17 protein-coding genes are annotated in these 18,440 nt (G+C 62.9%); 1 reads left to right on the top strand and 16 read right to left on the bottom strand.

The window, feature by feature from the left end; all coding sequences use genetic code 11:
* Positions 1-37: 37 nt before the first annotated feature.
* The 14 genes from PQQ51_RS23930 to ndk form a co-directional block, all read right to left on the bottom strand.
* Complete coding sequence (locus tag PQQ51_RS23930; RefSeq protein ID WP_408499333.1) at positions 38-1,189, bottom strand: ATP phosphoribosyltransferase regulatory subunit; 1,152 nt, start codon at positions 1,187-1,189, stop codon at positions 38-40.
* Positions 1,190-1,468: 279 nt separating this feature from the next.
* On the bottom strand, positions 1,469-1,660 hold the full coding sequence (locus PQQ51_RS23925) for a DUF2065 domain-containing protein (RefSeq protein ID WP_144146272.1): 192 nt from the start codon (positions 1,658-1,660) through the stop codon (positions 1,469-1,471).
* Positions 1,661-1,704: 44 nt separating this feature from the next.
* Positions 1,705-2,607 carry a protease modulator HflC gene (gene hflC / locus PQQ51_RS23920; protein WP_408499332.1) on the bottom strand — a complete coding sequence of 301 codons (903 nt, stop codon included), beginning with the start codon at positions 2,605-2,607 and terminating at the stop codon, positions 1,705-1,707.
* A 12-nt stretch (positions 2,608-2,619) separates the two neighbouring features.
* The gene (hflK, locus tag PQQ51_RS23915) at positions 2,620-4,053 is read right to left on the bottom strand and encodes an FtsH protease activity modulator HflK (RefSeq protein ID WP_408499331.1); all 1,434 of its coding nucleotides are present in this window, start codon (positions 4,051-4,053) and stop codon (positions 2,620-2,622) included.
* 49 nt (positions 4,054-4,102) lie between these two features.
* Complete coding sequence (gene hflX, locus PQQ51_RS23910) at positions 4,103-5,275, bottom strand: GTPase HflX (RefSeq protein WP_408499359.1); 1,173 nt, start codon at positions 5,273-5,275, stop codon at positions 4,103-4,105.
* Positions 5,276-5,347: 72 nt separating this feature from the next.
* Positions 5,348-5,584, bottom strand: coding sequence for an RNA chaperone Hfq (gene hfq / locus PQQ51_RS23905; RefSeq protein ID WP_006051315.1), 237 nt, complete (start codon positions 5,582-5,584; stop codon positions 5,348-5,350).
* 214 nt (positions 5,585-5,798) lie between these two features.
* Complete coding sequence (der, locus tag PQQ51_RS23900) at positions 5,799-7,136, bottom strand: ribosome biogenesis GTPase Der (RefSeq protein WP_408499330.1); 1,338 nt, start codon at positions 7,134-7,136, stop codon at positions 5,799-5,801.
* Positions 7,137-7,575: 439 nt separating this feature from the next.
* Complete coding sequence (gene bamB, locus PQQ51_RS23895; protein ID WP_408499329.1) at positions 7,576-8,721, bottom strand: outer membrane protein assembly factor BamB; 1,146 nt, start codon at positions 8,719-8,721, stop codon at positions 7,576-7,578.
* Between the two features lie 75 nt (positions 8,722-8,796).
* Entirely contained in the window at positions 8,797-9,426 is a 630-nt protein-coding gene (locus tag PQQ51_RS23890; RefSeq protein ID WP_408499328.1) for a YfgM family protein, read from the bottom strand.
* Positions 9,427-9,492: 66 nt separating this feature from the next.
* Positions 9,493-10,833 carry a histidine--tRNA ligase gene (gene hisS / locus PQQ51_RS23885; RefSeq protein WP_408499327.1) on the bottom strand — a complete coding sequence of 447 codons (1,341 nt, stop codon included), beginning with the start codon at positions 10,831-10,833 and terminating at the stop codon, positions 9,493-9,495.
* A gap of 18 nt (positions 10,834-10,851) precedes the next feature.
* Positions 10,852-12,195, bottom strand: a complete 1,344-nt coding sequence (gene ispG, locus PQQ51_RS23880) for a flavodoxin-dependent (E)-4-hydroxy-3-methylbut-2-enyl-diphosphate synthase (protein WP_408499326.1) — start codon at positions 12,193-12,195, stop codon at positions 10,852-10,854.
* Between the two features lie 80 nt (positions 12,196-12,275).
* The gene (locus tag PQQ51_RS23875; protein WP_408499325.1) at positions 12,276-13,391 is read right to left on the bottom strand and encodes a helix-turn-helix domain-containing protein; all 1,116 of its coding nucleotides are present in this window, start codon (positions 13,389-13,391) and stop codon (positions 12,276-12,278) included.
* A gap of 216 nt (positions 13,392-13,607) precedes the next feature.
* Positions 13,608-14,759, bottom strand: a complete 1,152-nt coding sequence (gene rlmN / locus PQQ51_RS23870; RefSeq protein WP_408499324.1) for a dual-specificity RNA methyltransferase RlmN — start codon at positions 14,757-14,759, stop codon at positions 13,608-13,610.
* A 174-nt stretch (positions 14,760-14,933) separates the two neighbouring features.
* Positions 14,934-15,359 carry a nucleoside-diphosphate kinase gene (ndk, locus tag PQQ51_RS23865; protein ID WP_408499323.1) on the bottom strand — a complete coding sequence of 142 codons (426 nt, stop codon included), beginning with the start codon at positions 15,357-15,359 and terminating at the stop codon, positions 14,934-14,936.
* A 272-nt stretch (positions 15,360-15,631) separates the two neighbouring features.
* Here ndk and PQQ51_RS23860 point away from each other — a divergent pair, with 272 nt between their 5' ends.
* A complete protein-coding gene (locus PQQ51_RS23860) occupies positions 15,632-16,330 on the top strand; it encodes a Bax inhibitor-1/YccA family protein (RefSeq protein ID WP_007181342.1) in 699 nt (232 codons plus the stop codon).
* Positions 16,331-16,458: 128 nt separating this feature from the next.
* On the opposite strand, the gene PQQ51_RS23855 is transcribed toward PQQ51_RS23860, so the two are convergent.
* Both PQQ51_RS23855 and PQQ51_RS23850 read right to left on the bottom strand, forming a co-directional pair.
* Complete coding sequence (locus PQQ51_RS23855) at positions 16,459-17,232, bottom strand: MBL fold metallo-hydrolase (RefSeq protein WP_408499322.1); 774 nt, start codon at positions 17,230-17,232, stop codon at positions 16,459-16,461.
* 6 nt (positions 17,233-17,238) lie between these two features.
* The gene (locus tag PQQ51_RS23850) at positions 17,239-18,378 is read right to left on the bottom strand and encodes an outer membrane protein assembly factor BamC (protein ID WP_408499321.1); all 1,140 of its coding nucleotides are present in this window, start codon (positions 18,376-18,378) and stop codon (positions 17,239-17,241) included.
* Positions 18,379-18,440: the final 62 nt, after the last annotated feature.

The following is an 18,440-nucleotide window of genomic DNA, read 5'->3' as shown; positions in this document are numbered from 1 at the left end:
GCTGCGCCCGCAACGGGCGCAGCCCTCGTCATGCAGGTCAGACGCGCGTTTCGACAACCCACGCGCCGTTGCGCTCGACCAACACGCGGTCGCACGCGAACTCGTCGAGATGATGCTCGTGACCCGGCAACGCCTGGATCACCACTTCGCCGGCGTCGCGCAATGCGGCGACGCTCACGCGCAACGCGTCGTCGTGTTGCCACGGCGCGAGGATCGCGCTGCTGCGCGCTTCGACCGGCGAAATGCGCGCCACTTCACGCAGATCGAGCGAGAAGCCGGTGGCCGCGCGCGCCCGGCCGTAGGCCTGGCCCACGTGGTCGTAACGGCCGCCGCGGGCGACCGCATTCGGTACGCCGTCGACATAAGCCGAGAACATCACACCGCTGTGGTACGCGTAGCCGCGCAAATCGGCGAGGTCGATCATCACTTCGGCGCCGTCCACCTGCGTGGCGAGGAACGCGAGATCGTCCAGCGCACGGGAAATCGCCGGCACGTTCGGCAGACGCGCGCGCGCTTCGTCGAGCACGGAGGCGTCGCCGTACAGCGTGGGCAGCGCGCGCAACGCGTCGCGTGTGAGCGGCGTGAGGTTCGCCGTCAGTTCGACGAGACGCGGCACATCTTTGCCGGCGAGCGCGTCGTACAGCGATTGGCCGAGGTCGGCCGCCGCCGGCTCCGCTTCGATCAGCGCGGCAAGCACGCCCGCGTGGCACAGATCGAGCCGCACTTTAGCGAGGCCCGCCAGACGCAGCGCGTCGAGCATCAATTGCTGGATTTCCAGGTCGGCTTCGAGTCCGGCGTGGCCATAGATTTCCGCGCCGATCTGGATCTGTTCACGCGTCGCGTGCAGCCCGCGCGGACGCGTATGCGCGACATTGCCCGCGTAGCAAAGACGCGTGACGCCCTGCCGGTTGAGCAGATGCGCGTCGATACGCGCGACCTGCGGCGTAATGTCCGCGCGCAGACCGAGCGTGCGGCCCGACAACTGGTCGACGAGCTTGAACGTGCGCAGGTTCAGATCGTGGCCGCCGCCGGTCAGCAGCGACTCGAGGTACTCGAGCAGCGGAGGCATCACCATTTCGTAGCCGTACGAACGGAAACGGTCCAGCAGGTGACGACGCAACTCTTCGATCTTGCGGGCTTCCGACGGCAGCACGTCGGCAATATTCTCGGGAAGTAACCAGGTCGACATCGATACAGTCCTACGACGTTGAACACGGCGGCCAGGGGCGCCGTAAGTGATAAGTGAATGGCGGACAGCGACTCGATTCTGGCGGCGGGCGGAAGGACAGAACCGCAGATTTACCGCTGGAATTGCCGCAGCGCAGTCATCTTGCGCACGCCGCACGGCTGCCTCGCTCGATGCCGGGCTTGGTGCCGGGTCGGCGCCGGGTCGGTGCATTAAGCACGGCAGCCGGCCGCAAGCTCAACGTGCGCTGCGCCTCGCGACAGCCGCCTGCGAAGCGCGCTGTCAGGTCACGATAAACAGCAGGATCAAACCGAGCACCATCACGATCAGTCCGCCGATGCGGATCTGATGCGCGGGCCGTTCCGCTATTTTACGGAACGTGTCGCGCCAGGCGCTCGGGAACACAAAGGGAAACATCCCCTCGATAATCAGCATCAATGCGATCGCGAGCAGTAACGAGCCGGCTATGTCCATGCGAATGAAAGGGCCGCGATGCGAGTGCCGCGGCGTTCCGGTTGTCAGTGTTTGCGCGGTACCGCGGGAGCGTCCGGGGCTGCGCCACCGGTCGGGCTACGCATGAAGCGGAAGAACTCGCTGCTCGGATCGACGACGATCACGTCGCCCGGCTTGAAGGTGTTCTTGTACGCCTGCATGCTTTGGTAAAACTGGTAGAACTGCGGGTCGCTGCCGTACGCCGCGGCGGCGATTTCCGCTGCCTTGGCGTCGCCCTCGCCCTTGATCGTCTGCGCCTGGCTGTAGCCGTCGGCGAGAATCGCCTGTTGCTGGCCGAGCGCATCCGCCTTGATCTGGTCGGCTTGCGCCGCGCCCTTCGCGCGTTCGTCGGCCGCAGCCTGTTCGCGCGCTGCGATCATCCGCTTGTAGACCGAATCGGTCATTGCCGCGGGGAAATCGACGCGAGTGAGTTGCACGTCGACCACCTGCACGCCGAGCGACGCCGCGGATTTATCCATCGCACCGCGCGCCTCGTCGGCGACGGCCTGCTGTTTGGCGAGCGCATCGGTCAACGTGACCTTCGCGAACGCATCGCCGATCGCGCTGCGCGACAGCAGCGCGAGACGATCCGGCAGGCTTTGCACGTCGCCCTTCGTTTCGGCAAGCAGTTTGAGCGGATCGCTGACGCGGTATTTGACGACCGGGTTCGCGAGCAGATCGGTTTTGTCGGACGTGACGTAACGGTCTTCGTCCGGTGCGTCGAGCGACTGGATGCGGTTATCCACCAGCGTGAGCGTTTGCAACGGCGGCGGCAGCTTTACATGCAAGCCTGGGCCGAGCAGGCTGGGCGCGGTGTCGCCATGCGACGACAGCACGGCCATGTGCCGCTGATCGACGACAAACACCATCGACGACGCAGCAAACAGCACGACGACGATAGCCACGACGAGCGCAATGATCTTGTTCATGGTGTGCGCTCCTTATTGAACGTCGTCTTCACGCAGACGGCTGCGGAAGGAGTCGCGTGAACGCAGCGCGTCGCTGCTTGCGGCAGGCTGACTCGCGGGCGTTGCGGAGGCCGCGACGCCGGGCGCTGCCGGCTGGCTCGCGGCCTGACCCGCGCCCGGCGCTGCGGAGGACACGGCAGCGGCGCCGTTGGCGGCTGTTTGCGGTGCGGGAGCAGCAGCGGAGCCGGAAGCCTGGCCGGCCGCAGCAGCGGCAGTTGCAGCAGCCGCGGCGTCGGCACGCTGGCGGGTCTGCTCGACCAGCTTGTCGAGCGGCAAATACAGTACGTTGTTGCCGCTCTTGCTGTCCACGAACACCGTGGTTGTCTTCGAATAGATCTGCTGCATGGTTTCCAGGTACATGCGCTCGCGAATCACAGCGGGCGCTTTCGAGTACTGTGCGTAGACCTGCTTGAAGCGGTCGGCATCGCCTTGCGCCTGCGCCACGGTCTTTTCGCTGTACGTTTTCGCTTCGTCGACCTGATGCGCGACGTCGGCCTGCGCGCGCGGCAGCAGATCGGCCGCATAGGCCTCTGCTTCGCTCTTCGCGCGATCGTTGTCCTGGCGCACCTTGGCGGCGGCGTCGAAAGCGGGCTGCACCTGATCGGGCACCTGCACGCTCTGGATCGTCACACCGGTCACGGCGAGCCCGGACTGATATTCGTCCAGCGACTGCTGGATCGACGCGGTCAGTTGCTGACGAATTGTTTCGCGATCCTGATTGAGGATATCGTTGGTGCTGCGCGTACCCACGATGCTGCGCACCGCGGCTTGCGCGGCCTGCATCACGCTCTGATCGGGATCGACGCTGCGGAACAGGTAATCGGTCGGCTTGCGGATCTGGTATTGAACGGCAAAGCGCACGTCGACGATATCGGCTTCACGCGTGAGCATCGACGCGTCCTTCACGTTCGCGAGACGCACCACGTTGTTGCGACCGATCTCCACCTGACGGGTCTGACCGACATTGACGAGTTCATGCGTTTCGAACGGATACGGCAGACGCCAGTGAACACCCTGCCCCGCGGTGTATCGATATTGACCGAACTGCAGCACGACGCCGGCCTGACCGTCCTGCACGACGAACACGCCGCTGCCGAGGTAGATCGCGATCAGCACACCGATCACGATGCCCACGCCGATGCGCGCACCGCGGCCGTTATCCGGGCGGCCGCCGCCCGCGCCACCACCCTTGCGCCCGAACACCCGGCTCAAACGGCGATTGAAATCGCGCCACATCTCGTCGAGATCGGGCGGACCTTCTCCGTCTTTGCCCTGCGGACGTTTGGGTTCGTTAGGCCGTTGACGCTCGCCATTGCCATTGCCGTCGCCCCGGCCCCAGCGCGGATCGTTCAATGAAAGCATGGCGCGCATGCGCAGCCAGATACTCCGCTCGTTGTAATCGTTCACCTGTGTTCGTTCACCAGAGTAGACAGCGGGTCAGTGCAATTGGAGCGGGTCAGTGCCCGAGTTCTGTGACCTTATGGTCGTCGCGTGGTGCTGCCGACCGGTCTTCTTCCGATTGATCGACCAGCATATCGGGAAGAGGTTCGGCAGTAGCGATTTCAGCGATGGCAGCGCGCAATGTATCCAGCCCTTGCCCCGTGCGCGCGCTCAAAAAGACGCGCGAAATATTACCATACTCATCCCGCTCAACCGCGTCGCCACGGGCCGCCAACTCGGGCACCGCGTCGATCTTGTTGAACACCAGCACCTGGCGGATCGTGTCCGCGCCGATTGCGCGCAACACCTCGTTCACCTGGTCGATCTGGTCGAGCCGCACGGCGCTCGATGCGTCGACCACGTGCAGCAACAGGTCGGCGTGAATCGTTTCTTCGAGCGTGGCGCGAAACGCCGCCACCAGTTGGTGAGGCAGTTCGCGAATGAATCCGACCGTATCCGACACCACCACCTGCCCCGCTTCGTCACCGAGATAGACACGGCGTGAAGTGGTGTCCAGCGTGGCGAACAACTGGTCGGCGGCGTACGCCTGGGCTTTCGTCAGCGCATTGAAGAGCGTGGACTTGCCCGCGTTCGTATAACCGACGAGCGACACGGACAGGGTCTGATTGCGCGAACGCTGACGACGCTGCGTGCCATGCTGCCGGCGCAGTTTTTCGAGCCGGGTCTTCAACGCCTTGATCCGCTCGCCGATCAACCGGCGGTCGGTTTCGAGCTGCGTTTCACCCGGGCCGCGCAAACCGATACCGCCTTTCTGGCGCTCGAGGTGGGTCCATGCGCGGATAAGTCGCGTGGACAGATACTGCAACTGCGCGAGCTCCACCTGCAGCTTGCCTTCATGGCTGCGGGCGCGTTGCGCAAAAATATCGAGAATGAGACTGGTGCGATCGATCACGCGGCGATTAAGCGCCTGCTCCAGATTGCGCTGCTGCGCGGGAGCCAATGCGTGATTGAAAATGACGAGTTCGATGTCGTTCGCCTCACACGCGAGACGCAGCTCTTCGGCCTTGCCGCTGCCGACGAACATCTTCGCATCCGGACTCGAGCGACGCCCGGTGAGGGTGACTAAAGGATTCGCGCCCGCGCTTTGTGCGAGCAGGCTGAGTTCTTCGAGACTGGCTTCGAAATCGATCTTACCGAAGTCGATGCCGACAAGCGCTGCATTGATCAAATTGGAGGGTATCAAAATGACGCGGCCGGGAGTATTCGCCAACGGGCGACGCTACGCCGGCCGCGTCGAGGGTTAGGACTGTTCGGAATCCGGGTGGAAATTCACCGGACGGGCAGGCACGACAGTCGAGATTGCGTGCTTGTAGACCATCTGGGTGACCGTATTCCGGAGCAACACGACGTACTGGTCGAACGATTCGATGTTCCCTTGAAGCTTGATGCCGTTGACCAGGTAGATCGACACCGGCACATGCTCTTTACGCAGTGCGTTCAAAAACGGGTCTTGTAACAATTGCCCTTTGTTGCTCATAGCAAACTCCGTATTTTTTTGCAGGTTGACTGAATTGACGGCGAAGAAAAAGAGATCCGCCGTCAACCGCTACACTATAGCCGATTTTCGTTTTCGCGCGAGGGCATGACCCAAGCGGCCAAACCCAGCACACACGCGGGTTTCAGCCTTGGCCTCGGGCTGGATTTCAGCCCGGGTTCGAGGCCGGGTTTGAAACAGACTCCCGGCCCGATCTTCAGCCTTTATCCGCGTAAGGGTTCGTCGACGATCTGAACTCTATGCGCAATGGAGTCCCCACCAGCTTGAAAGTTTCCCGGAAGCGGTTTTCGAGGTAGCGTTTGTACGTTTCCGTGATCGCATCGAGCGCGTTGCCGTGAATCACGATGATCGGCGGATTCTGTCCGCCCTGGTGCGCGTAACGCAATTTCGGCCGCACCGGACCGCGTCGGCGCGGCTGCTGGAATTCCACCGCATCGATCAACGCGCGCGTCAATTTCGGCGTCGGCAACTTGGCCATTGCAGCAGCGTAAGCGTCGTCGACCGAACGCATCAACGGACCGATGCCCGTCTTTTCCGCTGCGGAAATGAAGTGGAATTTAGCGAAGTCGAGAAATTTTAGTTTGCGTTCGAGATCGGCTTTGGTGCGCTCGCGCACATGCGGATCGAGGCCGTCCCATTTGTTCACGCCGACAACCAGCGCGCGGCCCTGCTCCACGACGAACCCGGCAATGTGAGCGTCCTGCTCCGAGATGTCCTGACGCGCGTCGAGCAACAGGATCACGACGTTCGCGTCCGAGATCGATTGCAGCGTCTTCACGACTGAAAATTTTTCGATCGCTTCGAACACCTTGCCGCGACGACGCAACCCGGCCGTGTCGATCAACGTATACGGCTTGCCGCCGCGTTCGAAGTCGACGTAGATCGAATCGCGCGTGGTGCCCGGCATGTCGAACGCGATCACGCGCTCTTCGCCGACCAGCGCGTTGATCAGCGTCGACTTGCCGACGTTCGGCCGGCCGACGATCGCGATCTTCACGCCACGCGTTTCTTTCTCGCTGTCGTCTTCTTCCGGCTGGCCCGCGTAAGCGACTGCGAGCGCCTCGTTGATCATTTCGGTGACACCGTCGCCATGCGCCGCGGAAATCGCGCGCGGATCGCCGAGACCGAGTTCGTAGAAGTCGGCGGCCACCGTGGTGTACTTCATCCCCTCCGCCTTGTTGACGACGAGGAAGATCGGCCGGCCGACCTTGCGCAGATAGTCGGCGATCGACTTGTCTTGCGGCGCGAGCCCGTTACGGCCGTCGACGATGAATACGACGATGTCCGATTCCTCGACCGCCTGGCGGGTTTGTCGCGCCATCTCATGCAGGATGCCGTCTTTCGCGACCGGCTCGAAGCCGCCGGTATCGACGACCAGATACGGCCGGTCGCCGGCGCGCCCTTCACCATAGTGACGATCGCGGGTAAGACCGGGCAGGTCGGCAACCAGCGCATCGCGCGTACGCGTGAGACGGTTGAACAGCGTGGATTTCCCCACATTGGGGCGCCCGACGAGGGCAATAACGGGTTTCATCAGATGTTGTTCACGGTGAAACGCGGGATCGAAATCGACCGGCCGCGTAGCGACGCCATGCGGCCGCCACATGACAGTTGGGCAGCGTTTGACGAAAATTATCACGAATTCGGCCAGCCCCGGATGCACTGTCAATATGCGCGCCCGGGCGGACGGGGATTTGGCTGGATGGACAGCGCCAACAGGGCCGCCCGATTCAGTCTTTCTTGCTCGACGGCTCGCACGCCCATTGGGTGCGAAGCTTTTCAGTTACCGCCGAAGGTGGCGCCGCAAGCAGCCACCGCTGGCCACGTGGGCCGTTTCTGATCCGACTGCCGGACCAGCCAGTCCGGCGCAATATTTTTTCTTGACTCTGGGTACCTTCAACCATCAAAAACACGTGCGGCCGGCTAAGCCGGCCTGCACGCTTTACCGCACCCGAGCTAAGGGCGCGGCAATATCAACGCGGACGATAACCGTACAGGTCGCCGTCCTTCGTTTGCACGACCAGCGTTTCGCCGGCGAGCACCGGCGCCGCGGTGATCGCGCTGCCGTCAGTCTTGACGCGCGCCACCAGCGTGCCATCGTCACGCGACAGGAAATGCACGTAACCCTGATAGTCGCCCAGCACCGCTGCATGACCCAGGATGTACGGCACACCGAGCTCTCGGTTCTTCAGCTTGTCGTTCTTCCACAGCGGCGCGCCGCTGTTCACGTCGAACGCCGACACCACCGACCAGTCGTCGGCCGCGACGACAGCAGTTTCATCCTGCGCGAGACCGCTCGTGCTCGAGAACGCCTTTTCCCACACCGCGCGACCCGAGTTCGCGTCGAAGCAGCCAATCTGGCCCTGGAACGTCACCGCGCAGGTTTCCGAACCGACCAGCGTAGGCGGACCGGTCACGTCGTTGATGCGCTCCACTTCGGTCACGCCCTTCGGATACGACACCGGCGTTTGCCAGTAGTTGTCGCCGGTTTGCAGATTGATCGCCGCGAACGCGCCGCCCGGGAAACCCGCCAGCACGGCCGCGTCGCCCGCGAACGTCATACCCGACGACACACGCAGATTGAGCGGCACCGCGCGGTTGCGGTAGTTCCACTTCTGCTCGCCGGTTTGCGCGTTGAACGCGACGATCTGGCCGTCGACCGTACGCACGACGACGAGACCGTTGCCGACCAGCGGCGGCGAAATGATTTCGCCCGGCGCCTTCGCGGTCCACAACTGCTTGCCATCCGCGCCCAGCACGTAGACGTCGCCCTTCAGGCCGCCGACGGCCGTCAACGTACCGTCGCTGCCGACACCGGCCGACAGATCGTCGCGCAGCTTCACGCGCCAGATGTCCTTGCCGGTTTGCGCGTCGATCTTCGCGACCGAGCCGTTCGCGCCGGCCGCATACACCGCATTGCCGACCGCAACCGGTGAGAACAGATAGCGCCCCGCCTTGCCCACACTAGCCTTCCACGCCTGCTGCACGTCGAGTACGGGTTTGAACTCGGTGAGCGGCGTCGGCACGCGGCGGTCGTCTTTCGTGGATGAGCAAGCCGCCATCGTGAGGACAGTCATCGCACAGGCAACGGGCACAGCGTAACGTTTCAGCAGATTCATCGGTGGACGAAGCATTCAGGAAATGGATTAAAGGAGAGCAGTTGCTCGTGGCACGCGGTGCGCTGCGTGCGGCGCTTAGCCGCCCAGCGCGTCCAGCTTGAACTGGATCAACTGGCGGGCCGAGCTATCGTTTGTCGACAGCGAGTCGAGCGCCAGCTTGTAAGCCGTGCGCGCGTCGTCACGCTTGCCCTGAGCGGCAAGCAGGTCGCCGCGGCCATTGGCCACGAGACCCTTGAAGGCATCCGACTGCGGCTCGGCGAGCAGCGCGAGACCCTGGTCGTACGCCTTGTCGTCGAGCAGCAGCGAAGCGAGACGCAGCTTCGCGATCTGCTTGAACTCGTCGTCCTTGGCGTGATCGATGGTCCATTGCAACTGGCTCTTCGCAGCGGCTTCGTCGCCCGCTGCGTACAACGCTTTGGCGGCGCCCAGCGCGGTCATTTGCGCGTAAGCCGTGCTGCTGAACTTGTCTTCCATGTCAGTGGCGACGCGCGTGATTTTCGCCTTGTCGCCCGATGCCACGGCTTGCTGCGCCTGGTCGTACAGCACCGCGGCTTCCGCGGCCTGACGGCGTTGCCAGAAATTCCAGCCGTTCCAGCCGGCTGCGGCAACCAATACCACCAGCACGACCCACGTGGTCGCATTGCCCCACTGCGTCCACCAGGCCTTCAGGCTTTCAATCGATTCTTGTTCGTCGTGGTAACTCATCGCCCGGCGATTTCCTCTTTCTTGATACGTGTGCGTGTCGAGCCAATCGGCCCGACGACATCGCGATCAGTCGTCGCCCTCTTCGGCGGTTGCAACCATCGCATTGATTAGAAATTCGGTCAAGTCTTCGGCGGGCACGTTTTGTTGCTCGTTTTTACCGCCGTTAGAACCTGTATCACGCAGCGGTTTGACGCCGACCGTGCCGTTCGCGATCTCGTCCTCGCCGAGCACCACCGCGAATGCCGCACCGCTTGCATCGGCACGCTTCATTTGCGATTTGAAGCTGGCCGTCTGACCGTCGGCGCTGCAATGCAGGATCACGTCGAGCCCCGTGTCGCGCAAACGCTCGGCAATGATGAAGGCCTGTTCGCGCGCCGCGTCGCCCTGATGGACCACGTACACGTCGCAACCTTCGTCTTCCGGCACGAGCTGCTCTTCCTTCAGCAATTCGAGGATCCGTTCGACACCCATCGCCCAGCCGCACGCGCCCGTCGGCTTGCCGCCGAGCTGTTCGATCAGCGGGTCGTAGCGGCCGCCGGCCGCCACCGTGCCCTGAGCGCCGAGCTTGTCGGTCACCCATTCGAACACGGTCAGATTGTAATAATCGAGACCACGCACGAGACGCGGATTGATCGTGAACGGGATGTTGTTCGCCTTCAGAATGCGCTGCAAACCTTCGAAGTGCGCACGCGATTCCTCGCCGAGAAAATCGATCAGCTTCGGTGCGTTCTGCGCGACTTCCTGCATCGCCGGATTCTTGGTATCCAGCACGCGCAGCGGGTTCGTGTACAGACGACGCTTCGCTTCTTCGTCGAGCACGTCCATGTGCTTTTCGAGGTACGCGATCAATTCGACGCGGTGCGCCGCGCGCTCTTCGACGAGACCCAGCGAATTGAGTTCGAGCTTGATGCCGATCAGGCCCAGATCGTCCCACAGACGCTGGCACATCATGATGATTTCAGCGTCCGCATCCGGACCGGCAAAGCCCAGCGCTTCGACGCCGACCTGATGGAACTGGCGATAACGGCCGCGTTGCGGACGCTCGTGCCGGAACATCGGGCCGATATACCACAGACGCTTCGGGCCGTCGTACAGCATGTTGTGCTCGATCGTCGCGCGCACGACGGCCGCGGTATTTTCCGGGCGCATCGTCAGATTTTCGCCGTTCAGCGCGTCGGTAAAGCTGTACATCTCTTTCTCGACGATGTCCGTCACTTCGCCGATCCCGCGCTTGAACAACTGCGTATGCTCGATGATCGGCGTACGGATATTCTGGTATCCGTACGAACGCAGCATCGACTTGACGGTCGTTTCAAAAAATTCCCACAGCCCGGCTTCCTGCGGAAGGATGTCGTTCATCCCCTTCACGCCGGACAGCTTGTCGAGCTTTTTCTTCTGTTCAGTCATCTGTCTTCGATTGACGGTTTAGTTGAGTGCTTCGGCGTGGCTCGCGTCGCTGCCGGCCTTACCGCGACCGTAGCTGCGCTCGACGTAATCACTCACGATTTGCTGGAATTCTTGCGCGATATTGTCGCCGCGCAGCGTCTTGACCTTTTCGCCGTCGATGAACACCGGCGCGGCCGGGTTCTCACCCGAACCCGGCAAGCTGATGCCGATATTCGCCTGCTTCGATTCGCCCGGACCGTTGACAATGCAGCCCATTACCGCGACGTGCATCTTCTCGACGCCAGGATACTGATCGCGCCACACGGGCATCTGCGTGCGCAAATAAGTCTGGATTTGCGACGCCAGTTCCTGGAACAGCGTGCTGGTGGTACGACCGCAGCCGGGGCACGCGATCACCATCGGCGTGAACGAACGCAGGCCCATGGTCTGCAGGATTTCCTGACCGACGATCACTTCGCCGGTACGCGGGCCGCCGGGTTCCGGCGTCAGCGAAATACGGATCGTGTCGCCGATGCCCTGCTGCAGCAGCACCGAAAGCGCCGCCGTGGACGCGACGATGCCCTTCGATCCCATACCCGCTTCGGTGAGACCCAGATGCAGCGCGAATTCGCAACGGCGCGCGAGCTCGCGATAAACCGCGATCAGATCCTGCACGCCGCTGACCTTGCACGACAGGATGATCTTGTTGCGGGGAAGGCCGAGTTCGACCGCGCGTTCCGCCGAGCCGATCGCCGACTGGATCAGCGCTTCGTACATCACGCTTTGCGCTTCCCACGGCGTGGCGCGCGCGGCGTTTTCGTCCATCATCTTCGCGAGCAGATCCTGGTCGAGACTGCCCCAGTTGACGCCGATCCGCACCGGCTTGTCGTACTTCGCGGCGGTTTCGATCATCTGCGCGAATTGCGTGTCGCGCTTCGCGCCGTGGCCGACGTTGCCCGGATTGATCCGATACTTCGACAGCGATTCGGCGCACGCGGGGTAATCGCGCAGCAACAGATGGCCGTTGTAGTGAAAATCGCCGACCAGCGGCACCGACACGCCCATGCGATCGAGCTGCTCGCGCACGGCCGGCACGGCCGCCGCCGCTTCCGGCGTGTTCACGGTAATGCGCACCAGTTCCGAGCCGGCTTGCGCGAGCTCCTTGATCTGGATGGCGGTGCCGATCGCGTCCGCGGTATCGGTGTTGGTCATCGACTGAACGCGCACCGGCGCGTCGCCGCCGACGGTCACAAGCTGACCGCCCCAGCGGATATCGACCGCGTGCGACTTGCGCCGCGCCGCGTGGCCGCCGAACACCGGTTCGTTCGAAACGATCTTGCTACTGGATTGGGATTGCGCTTCGGATTGCATCGAAAAACCCATTTACGCCGCATGCGCTAAACAAAGACGTAGCGCCTGAATTGAAAAAGCGCCGCAACCTTCCGGCTGCGACGCACACCATGTCAAGGCAGCGCGAAGCGCGCCACATTGCCCTTGGCTGCCGAATATTTCGCCGGATCGACCGGTTGACCGTCGAGCGTAAGCGACTCGAGACCGGCCTTGTTGCCGACCGTGACCTTGAACGGCGCCACGCCCGTCACTTCCTTCGTATCGCCCGCGTGCACGAGGCCGGAGAACACCTCCTTGCCATCCCTGCCACGCACGCTGAACCAACTGTCCTGCGTCACGCTCAGCGCGACGATCGCTTCACCCGCAGCAGGTGCCGAGGCGCTCGCCACGACTGCCGGCGCGCTGGCGGCCGGAGCCGCCACGGCCTGCGCCTGCGAGCCGGCCTTCGGCGCAGCCGGTACCGCGGCCGGAGCCATGGCAGTCACTGCCGGCGCCGATGCCGTGCCGGTTGCGAGCGGCGCCGGCATCGGCGTGGCCGACGCCGCATTATCCGCCGCAGCCTGTGTGTCCGGCGCGGACGCTGCATCTTCCGCCATTGTTTCGGACCCTGCCGCCGGGGCCGCCGCCACCGCGCCCGATGCGTCGGTCGCGCCACCCGTCGCACCGCCGGCGCTAGCCTTAAGCCGCGCCAGCCAGGCCGACGACTCGCCGCCGTTGGTATGCCACATGCCGAGCGCGATCACTGCGACGATCACCGCAGCGACGCCCCACAACCACGAGCGGCTCTTCTGCCCGCTACCGCCGAGCGACAACGACACCTTGCCGCGCGGCAAATCTTTACCTGATGACGCCGGCATCGACAAATCGGGCGCCGGCACGCCCTTTTCGCGGCGCAAAGCCTGCGTGAACGGCGTGGGATCGGCGCCGAGCATCTTCGCGTAGCTGCGCACGACGCCCAACGCGAACGTGGTGTCCGGCAAATGGGTGAGATCGCCCGATTCGAGCGCACGCAACTTGGTCGCGGACACCTTCAGACGCGCCGAGACGTCGTCGATCGTCCAGTTCTTCGATTCACGCAATTGAGTCAAGCGCGCGCCCACCGCTGCCAGGGAGTCCAAACCCGTCAAGCCGGACTGCACGACAGGCTGCACAGCCGCCCGGGCGACCGGCGCCGGATGGCCTTCGTTTGCGTCTGTGTCCTGCGGCTGCGGGTGCTGCGGCTCACTCATCCCAAATCCTTTTCGCGTCGATTCTTTTTCACTCGTGCGACCGGCGAGACCACAGCCCCATGCCCGAATCGCAGACCGTTTATAACAAAATGCGCGGCCTTGTGTGCCGCTTCCGATCGCTTCTGCAAACTTTCTTTTCAATTGCCGCCGAGCGGGAGCGTTTTCGCATGTTCGCGCGAACTGAGCCGAACACGTTAGCGCCCCGTTTTCGCGCGCTTACACGGCACGAACCTCGATAATTTTCGCTGCCTTCCCGGTGCGCTCAGCAAGGCGCGTGCGGTCTTGCACCGCACCGGCCAACTGACCGCAGGCAGCGTCGATATCATCGCCGCGAGTCTTGCGCACCGTGGTGACGACGCCCGCGTCCATCAACACTTGTGCAAACCGTTTGATCTGTTCCGGCTTCGAGCGCAACAGCCCGGATTCGGGGAACGGATTGAACGGAATCAGGTTGAACTTGCACGGTACGTCGCGCGTGACAGCCAGCAATTCGCGCGCTTGCGCTTCGCTGTCGTTCACGCCGTCGAGCATGCAATATTCGAAGGTAATGAAATCGCGCGGCGCGACTTTCAGATAGCGCTGACAAGCGGCCATCAATTCGCGCAGCGGGTACTTCTTGTTCAGCGGCACCAGCATGTCGCGCAGCGGATCGCTCGGCGCATGCAGCGAAACCGCGAGCGCCACTGGCAGATCGGCGCCGAGCCGGTCCATCATCGGCACCACGCCCGAGGTGGACAACGTGACGCGCCGACGCGACAGACCGTAAGCATTGTCGTCGAGCATCAGGCGCATGGCGGGCACTACCGCGTCGTAATTCAGCAGCGGCTCGCCCATGCCCATCATCACGACGTTGGTGACGACGCGCTCCCCCTTGCCGTCGCCGCCGGTGGCGCGGCCGCCGTCCGTGCCGCGCGTCGCGCGCAGCGCGAACTCGGCCATGCGCAGCTGGCCGATGATTTCGCCGGTGCTGAGATTGCGGGAGAAGCCCTGTTTGCCGGTCGAACAGAAACGGCAGTTCACCGCGCACCCGGCCTGCGACGACACGCACAGCGTGCCACGCGTTTCTTCGGGGATATAGACGGTTTCGACTGCGTTGCTGTTGCCGACGTCGATCAGCCACTTGCGTGTGCCGTCGGTCGAAATATGGTCGCTGACGATGCCGGGCATCGCGATGGTTGCGCGACCTTTGAGCTTTTCGCGCAAAGACTTCGCGAGATCGGTCATGCCGTCGAAGTCGGCAGCGTTGTACTGGTGAATCCAGCGCTGCAATTGCTTGGCGCGAAACGGCTTCTCGCCCAGGCTGTCGCAATAAGCGACGAGCCCTTGGGCGTCGAGGTCGAGAAGGTTGACGGTGGGACTGCTCGTCATATCGAATCCTGCCATTTCAGTGCGAGACTACATTCATGCAACAAGCTGCATGAACGCAATGCCGTTCGCGCCCATTCCTGCTGCTTTTACCTTACTACTTTGCCGGCGTAACCGGGCGGATTCGCGTGACCAATCCGGAGATTGCCGACGAATCGCCCGCCCGACACCAACAACTTAACGCGAGTAAACGTTCACTTGCGGGAAGAAGAACGCGATTTCAACAGCTGCCGTTTCCGCTGCGTCCGAACCGTGCACTGCGTTAGCGTCGATGCTGTCTGCGAAGTCAGCGCGAATCGTGCCCTTCTCGGCCTTCTTCGGATCCGTTGCACCCATCAGTTCGCGATGCTTCAGGATTGCGTTTTCGCCTTCCAGCGCTTGCACGACCACCGGGCCCGAGATCATGAAATCCACGAGGTCCTTGAAGAACGGACGAGCGGCGTGCACTGCGTAGAATTTCTCTGCGTCTGCGCGCGACAGGTGAACCATGCGCGAGGCAACGATCTTCAGGCCTGCGTTTTCGAAGCGGGTGTAGATCTGACCGATCACGTTCTTGGCCACTGCGTCCGGCTTGATAATCGACAGGGTGCGTTCGATTGCCATAAAAACTCCAAAAAATTAAGAGGTTACAGATTCAAATGAATCCGCTATTGTAGCATGTTCCCGTGTATGATTGTGATTGAACCCTTACAGCATTGAAAGACTCCAAGCAGGAGTTCCCGATTGCTGGTAGCGTAGGCCGAGTGGATGTTTCTGGAGCATTGAAACTCCCCGCCACCGCGCCAATCTTAGGGACAGCAGCAACGCGACTGGCGGCAAAAATCCCGGCCGGCGCTGCACAACCACGCAACACGCTTCTGACGTAAGGAGAGACCATGAACGATCATCCGTATAGCTTTGGCCGCAATGGCGCGGTCAGCACGGTCGAAACGCGTAACCGCGTGCTACGGAACACCTACTGGCTGCTCGCGCTGTCGATGATTCCGACAGTGCTGGGCGCATGGGTGGGCCTGGCTACGGGTTTTTCGCTGTTCGCCGCCACCAGTCCGGCCATGAGCATGCTGGCGTTCTTCGCGATCGCCTTCGGCTTCATGTTCGCGATCCAGAAAACCAAAGACAGCGCAGCTGGCGTGTTCGTGCTGCTCGGCTTCACGTTCTTCATGGGCCTGATGCTGTCGCGCATCCTGAGCTTCGTGCTCGGTTTTTCGAACGGCCCATCGCTGATCATGCTCGCCTTCGGTGGCACTGGCGTGATCTTCGCGTCGATGGCAACGATCGCCACGGTCAGCAAGCGCGACTTCTCGGGTCTCGGCAAGTGGCTGTTCATGGGCGTGATCGTGCTGCTGCTGGCATCGGTCGCGAATGTGTTCCTGCACCTGCCGGCGCTGATGTTGACGGTGTCGGTACTCGCCATCGTGATCTTCTCGGCCTACATGCTGTTCGACGTCCAGCGCGTCGTGAACGGCGGTGAAACGAACTACATCACCGCCACGCTCGCGATCTATCTGGATCTGTACAACGTGTTCGTCAATTTGCTTGCGCTGCTCGGTATCTTCGGCGGCAACCGCAATTAAGTTGAGCGAGGCGCGGCAGTAAAACCGCCCTCCTGAAAAAACGCCCGTGACGAGCAATCGTCACGGGCGTTTTTTATTGTGGCGCCGCTACTAGCGGATGCAGCGATATGCGACCCGTCAGCGGCACATCACAAGCTCAGCCACGCAAATCCCTCGTCTTGCGACGCCACCACCACCTCCGTGGGTGCCGCACCGAGCACGCCGGCCATCGCAGCGCGCGCAAGTTCCGGCGAATTGTTCTGCTGGCTCAGATGCGCGGCCACGAGGTGGCGCAAGCGCGAGCGATCGAGCGAGGCCAGAATCTCGGCCGCCGCCTCATTGTTCAGATGCCCGTGATTGCCACCGATGCGCGCCTTCAACGATTGCGGATAGCGGCTGCCCGCCAGCATCCGCACGTCGTGATTGCATTCGAGCACCAGCGCGTCGCAACCGCTCAGCACGGCGCTGATATGCGGTGTCGACGTTCCGACGTCAGTCAGCACGCCGAGCCGGCTCGCGCCATTGGAAAGCACGTATTGCAGCGGCTCGCGGGCGTCGTGAGGAACGGTATAAGGGAGGATGCTGAGGTCGCCGATCGCCACCGGCTCATCGCCCCACAGCACCTGCAGGTCGACGTCGGCTTCGTCGGCGCCCACCGCGCGGGCGGTGCCCCAACTCATGTACAGCGGAATCGACCATTTGCGCGCCAGGGTCAACGCGCTGCCGATATGGTCACTATGTTCGTGCGTGATCAGGATCGCATCGAGACCTTCGACGCTCGCATCGAGCCGCGCGAGGCGCCGCTCGACTTCCTTGGCCGAAAAGCCGCAATCGAGCAGGATGCGCGTGGTGGTCGCGCCGCTATGCGCTTCCACCAGTAACGCATTGCCTTCACTGCCGCTGCCGAGACTGGCGAAGCGCACAGCCGCCTAGTTCAGTTGCGCGTGCAGCAGCGTCACGATGCGCTGCGCGTCGGACGAGTTATCCAACTGCCCGCTCGCGTCCAGCACCGCGACCTGAGTCGCCGCATCGCCCTTCGAGCGAACATTGACGAGGAATTCCTGACCCGGTTTCTTCGCCGAATTGCCGCTGTAGAACAGCTTGCCGAACAGGCCTTCTTTCTTCAGTTCCTGCATCGAGTCGGCATAACGCACGTAGTAGATGCCCTTCGCGCGATCGCGGTTGTCGACGGTGAAGTTCGTGCGGTCGAGCGCGAGACCGACGCGCAGCCACGCGCGGTCGAACGATTCCGGCAGATCCAGCGTCGAGGCGCCCGCGTTCTGATCGATCGTGGCCGGCGCGGTAGCGGCGTGCGCATCCGTCAGCAATTGCTTCGACTGCGCTTCGGTCAGACCGAACTTCTGCATCAGCTTGGTCAGGAACAGCGCTTCGAGCGCCGGATCGCGCGGACGCTCTTCCCAGCGCGACGATGTCTTGTCCTGGCCGGTCAGGATTTCTTCCATCGCGCTGTGCGTGATCGAGATATCCGTGGTGTCCGACGGCCCACGCGACACGAGCGTGCGGAAGCTGTCGCGCGTGCCCGACGAGTACGCGAAATCGATGACCTTGCCGACCGTGCGGCGGAACCAGTCGTCCGGAATGTTCGCGCGGTTTTCAGCCCAGTCGGTGGTCATGATGCCGGTGGCCGGCGCGTCTGTTTTCAGCGCGAAGCCGCTTTCCTGCCAGAACTCCTGCAACTGCGGCCACAGTTGTTCCGGCGTGCGGCCGTCGACCACCAGCCAGCGGCGATCGCCATCGCGTTCGATGTGCATGCCGAACGGGTCCTGCGCATTCGGCTGGCCTTCGGTGCTGTTGCCCGCGGCGGTGACCGCGCGCTTCGGCGAGCCGCCCAGCGCCAGATTGGCCGGCGGCGCCACGTAACGCCCATCGGTCGGCGTGGTGCTCAGATCGCCCGGAACGGCGAGCGGCGGTGCACTGGCAGCGCCCTTGTAGTTGACGCGGTCGGAAGCAAACCAGTCGTTCAGCGTGTCACAGCCGGCGAGCGTCGTGAGGGCAAGCGCCAGCGCCGCCATGCGGGTTGCGTGGAGGGAAAGTGCGGAACGTTTCATGAGGTCCTTCGTGATGCTGGAACGCGGTGCCTGGTTCTGTGTGCCGGGAACGTGGGCTGGAT

This window comes from Paraburkholderia xenovorans, from assembly GCF_046030735.1.
Lineage (GTDB): Bacteria > Pseudomonadota > Gammaproteobacteria > Burkholderiales > Burkholderiaceae > Paraburkholderia > Paraburkholderia xenovorans_A.
Note: the sequence above shows the minus strand (reverse complement) of the source record. Positions and strands in the feature narration are given on the sequence as shown.

Bases quoted from the DNA above. Each gene is read 5' to 3' on its own strand.
- ndk (WP_408499323.1), bottom strand. From the start codon at position 15,359: ATGGCAATCGAACGCACCCTGTCGATTATCAAGCCGGACGCAGTGGCC.
- hisS (WP_408499327.1), bottom strand. From the start codon at position 10,833: ATGACTGAACAGAAGAAAAAGCTCGACAAGCTGTCCGGCGTGAAGGGG.
- der (WP_408499330.1), bottom strand. From the start codon at position 7,136: ATGAAACCCGTTATTGCCCTCGTCGGGCGCCCCAATGTGGGGAAATCC.
- PQQ51_RS23890 (WP_408499328.1), bottom strand. From the start codon at position 9,426: ATGAGTTACCACGACGAACAAGAATCGATTGAAAGCCTGAAGGCCTGG.
- ispG (WP_408499326.1), bottom strand. From the start codon at position 12,195: ATGGGTTTTTCGATGCAATCCGAAGCGCAATCCCAATCCAGTAGCAAG.
- hfq (WP_006051315.1), bottom strand. From the start codon at position 5,584: ATGAGCAACAAAGGGCAATTGTTACAAGACCCGTTTTTGAACGCACTG.
- PQQ51_RS23875 (WP_408499325.1), bottom strand. From the start codon at position 13,391: ATGAGTGAGCCGCAGCACCCGCAGCCGCAGGACACAGACGCAAACGAA.
- hflC (WP_408499332.1), bottom strand. From the start codon at position 2,607: ATGAACAAGATCATTGCGCTCGTCGTGGCTATCGTCGTCGTGCTGTTT.
- PQQ51_RS23850 (WP_408499321.1), bottom strand. From the start codon at position 18,378: ATGAAACGTTCCGCACTTTCCCTCCACGCAACCCGCATGGCGGCGCTG.
- PQQ51_RS23860 (WP_007181342.1), top strand. From the start codon at position 15,632: ATGAACGATCATCCGTATAGCTTTGGCCGCAATGGCGCGGTCAGCACG.
- PQQ51_RS23930 (WP_408499333.1), bottom strand. From the start codon at position 1,189: ATGTCGACCTGGTTACTTCCCGAGAATATTGCCGACGTGCTGCCGTCG.
- bamB (WP_408499329.1), bottom strand. From the start codon at position 8,721: ATGAATCTGCTGAAACGTTACGCTGTGCCCGTTGCCTGTGCGATGACT.
- PQQ51_RS23925 (WP_144146272.1), bottom strand. From the start codon at position 1,660: ATGGACATAGCCGGCTCGTTACTGCTCGCGATCGCATTGATGCTGATT.
- rlmN (WP_408499324.1), bottom strand. From the start codon at position 14,759: ATGACGAGCAGTCCCACCGTCAACCTTCTCGACCTCGACGCCCAAGGG.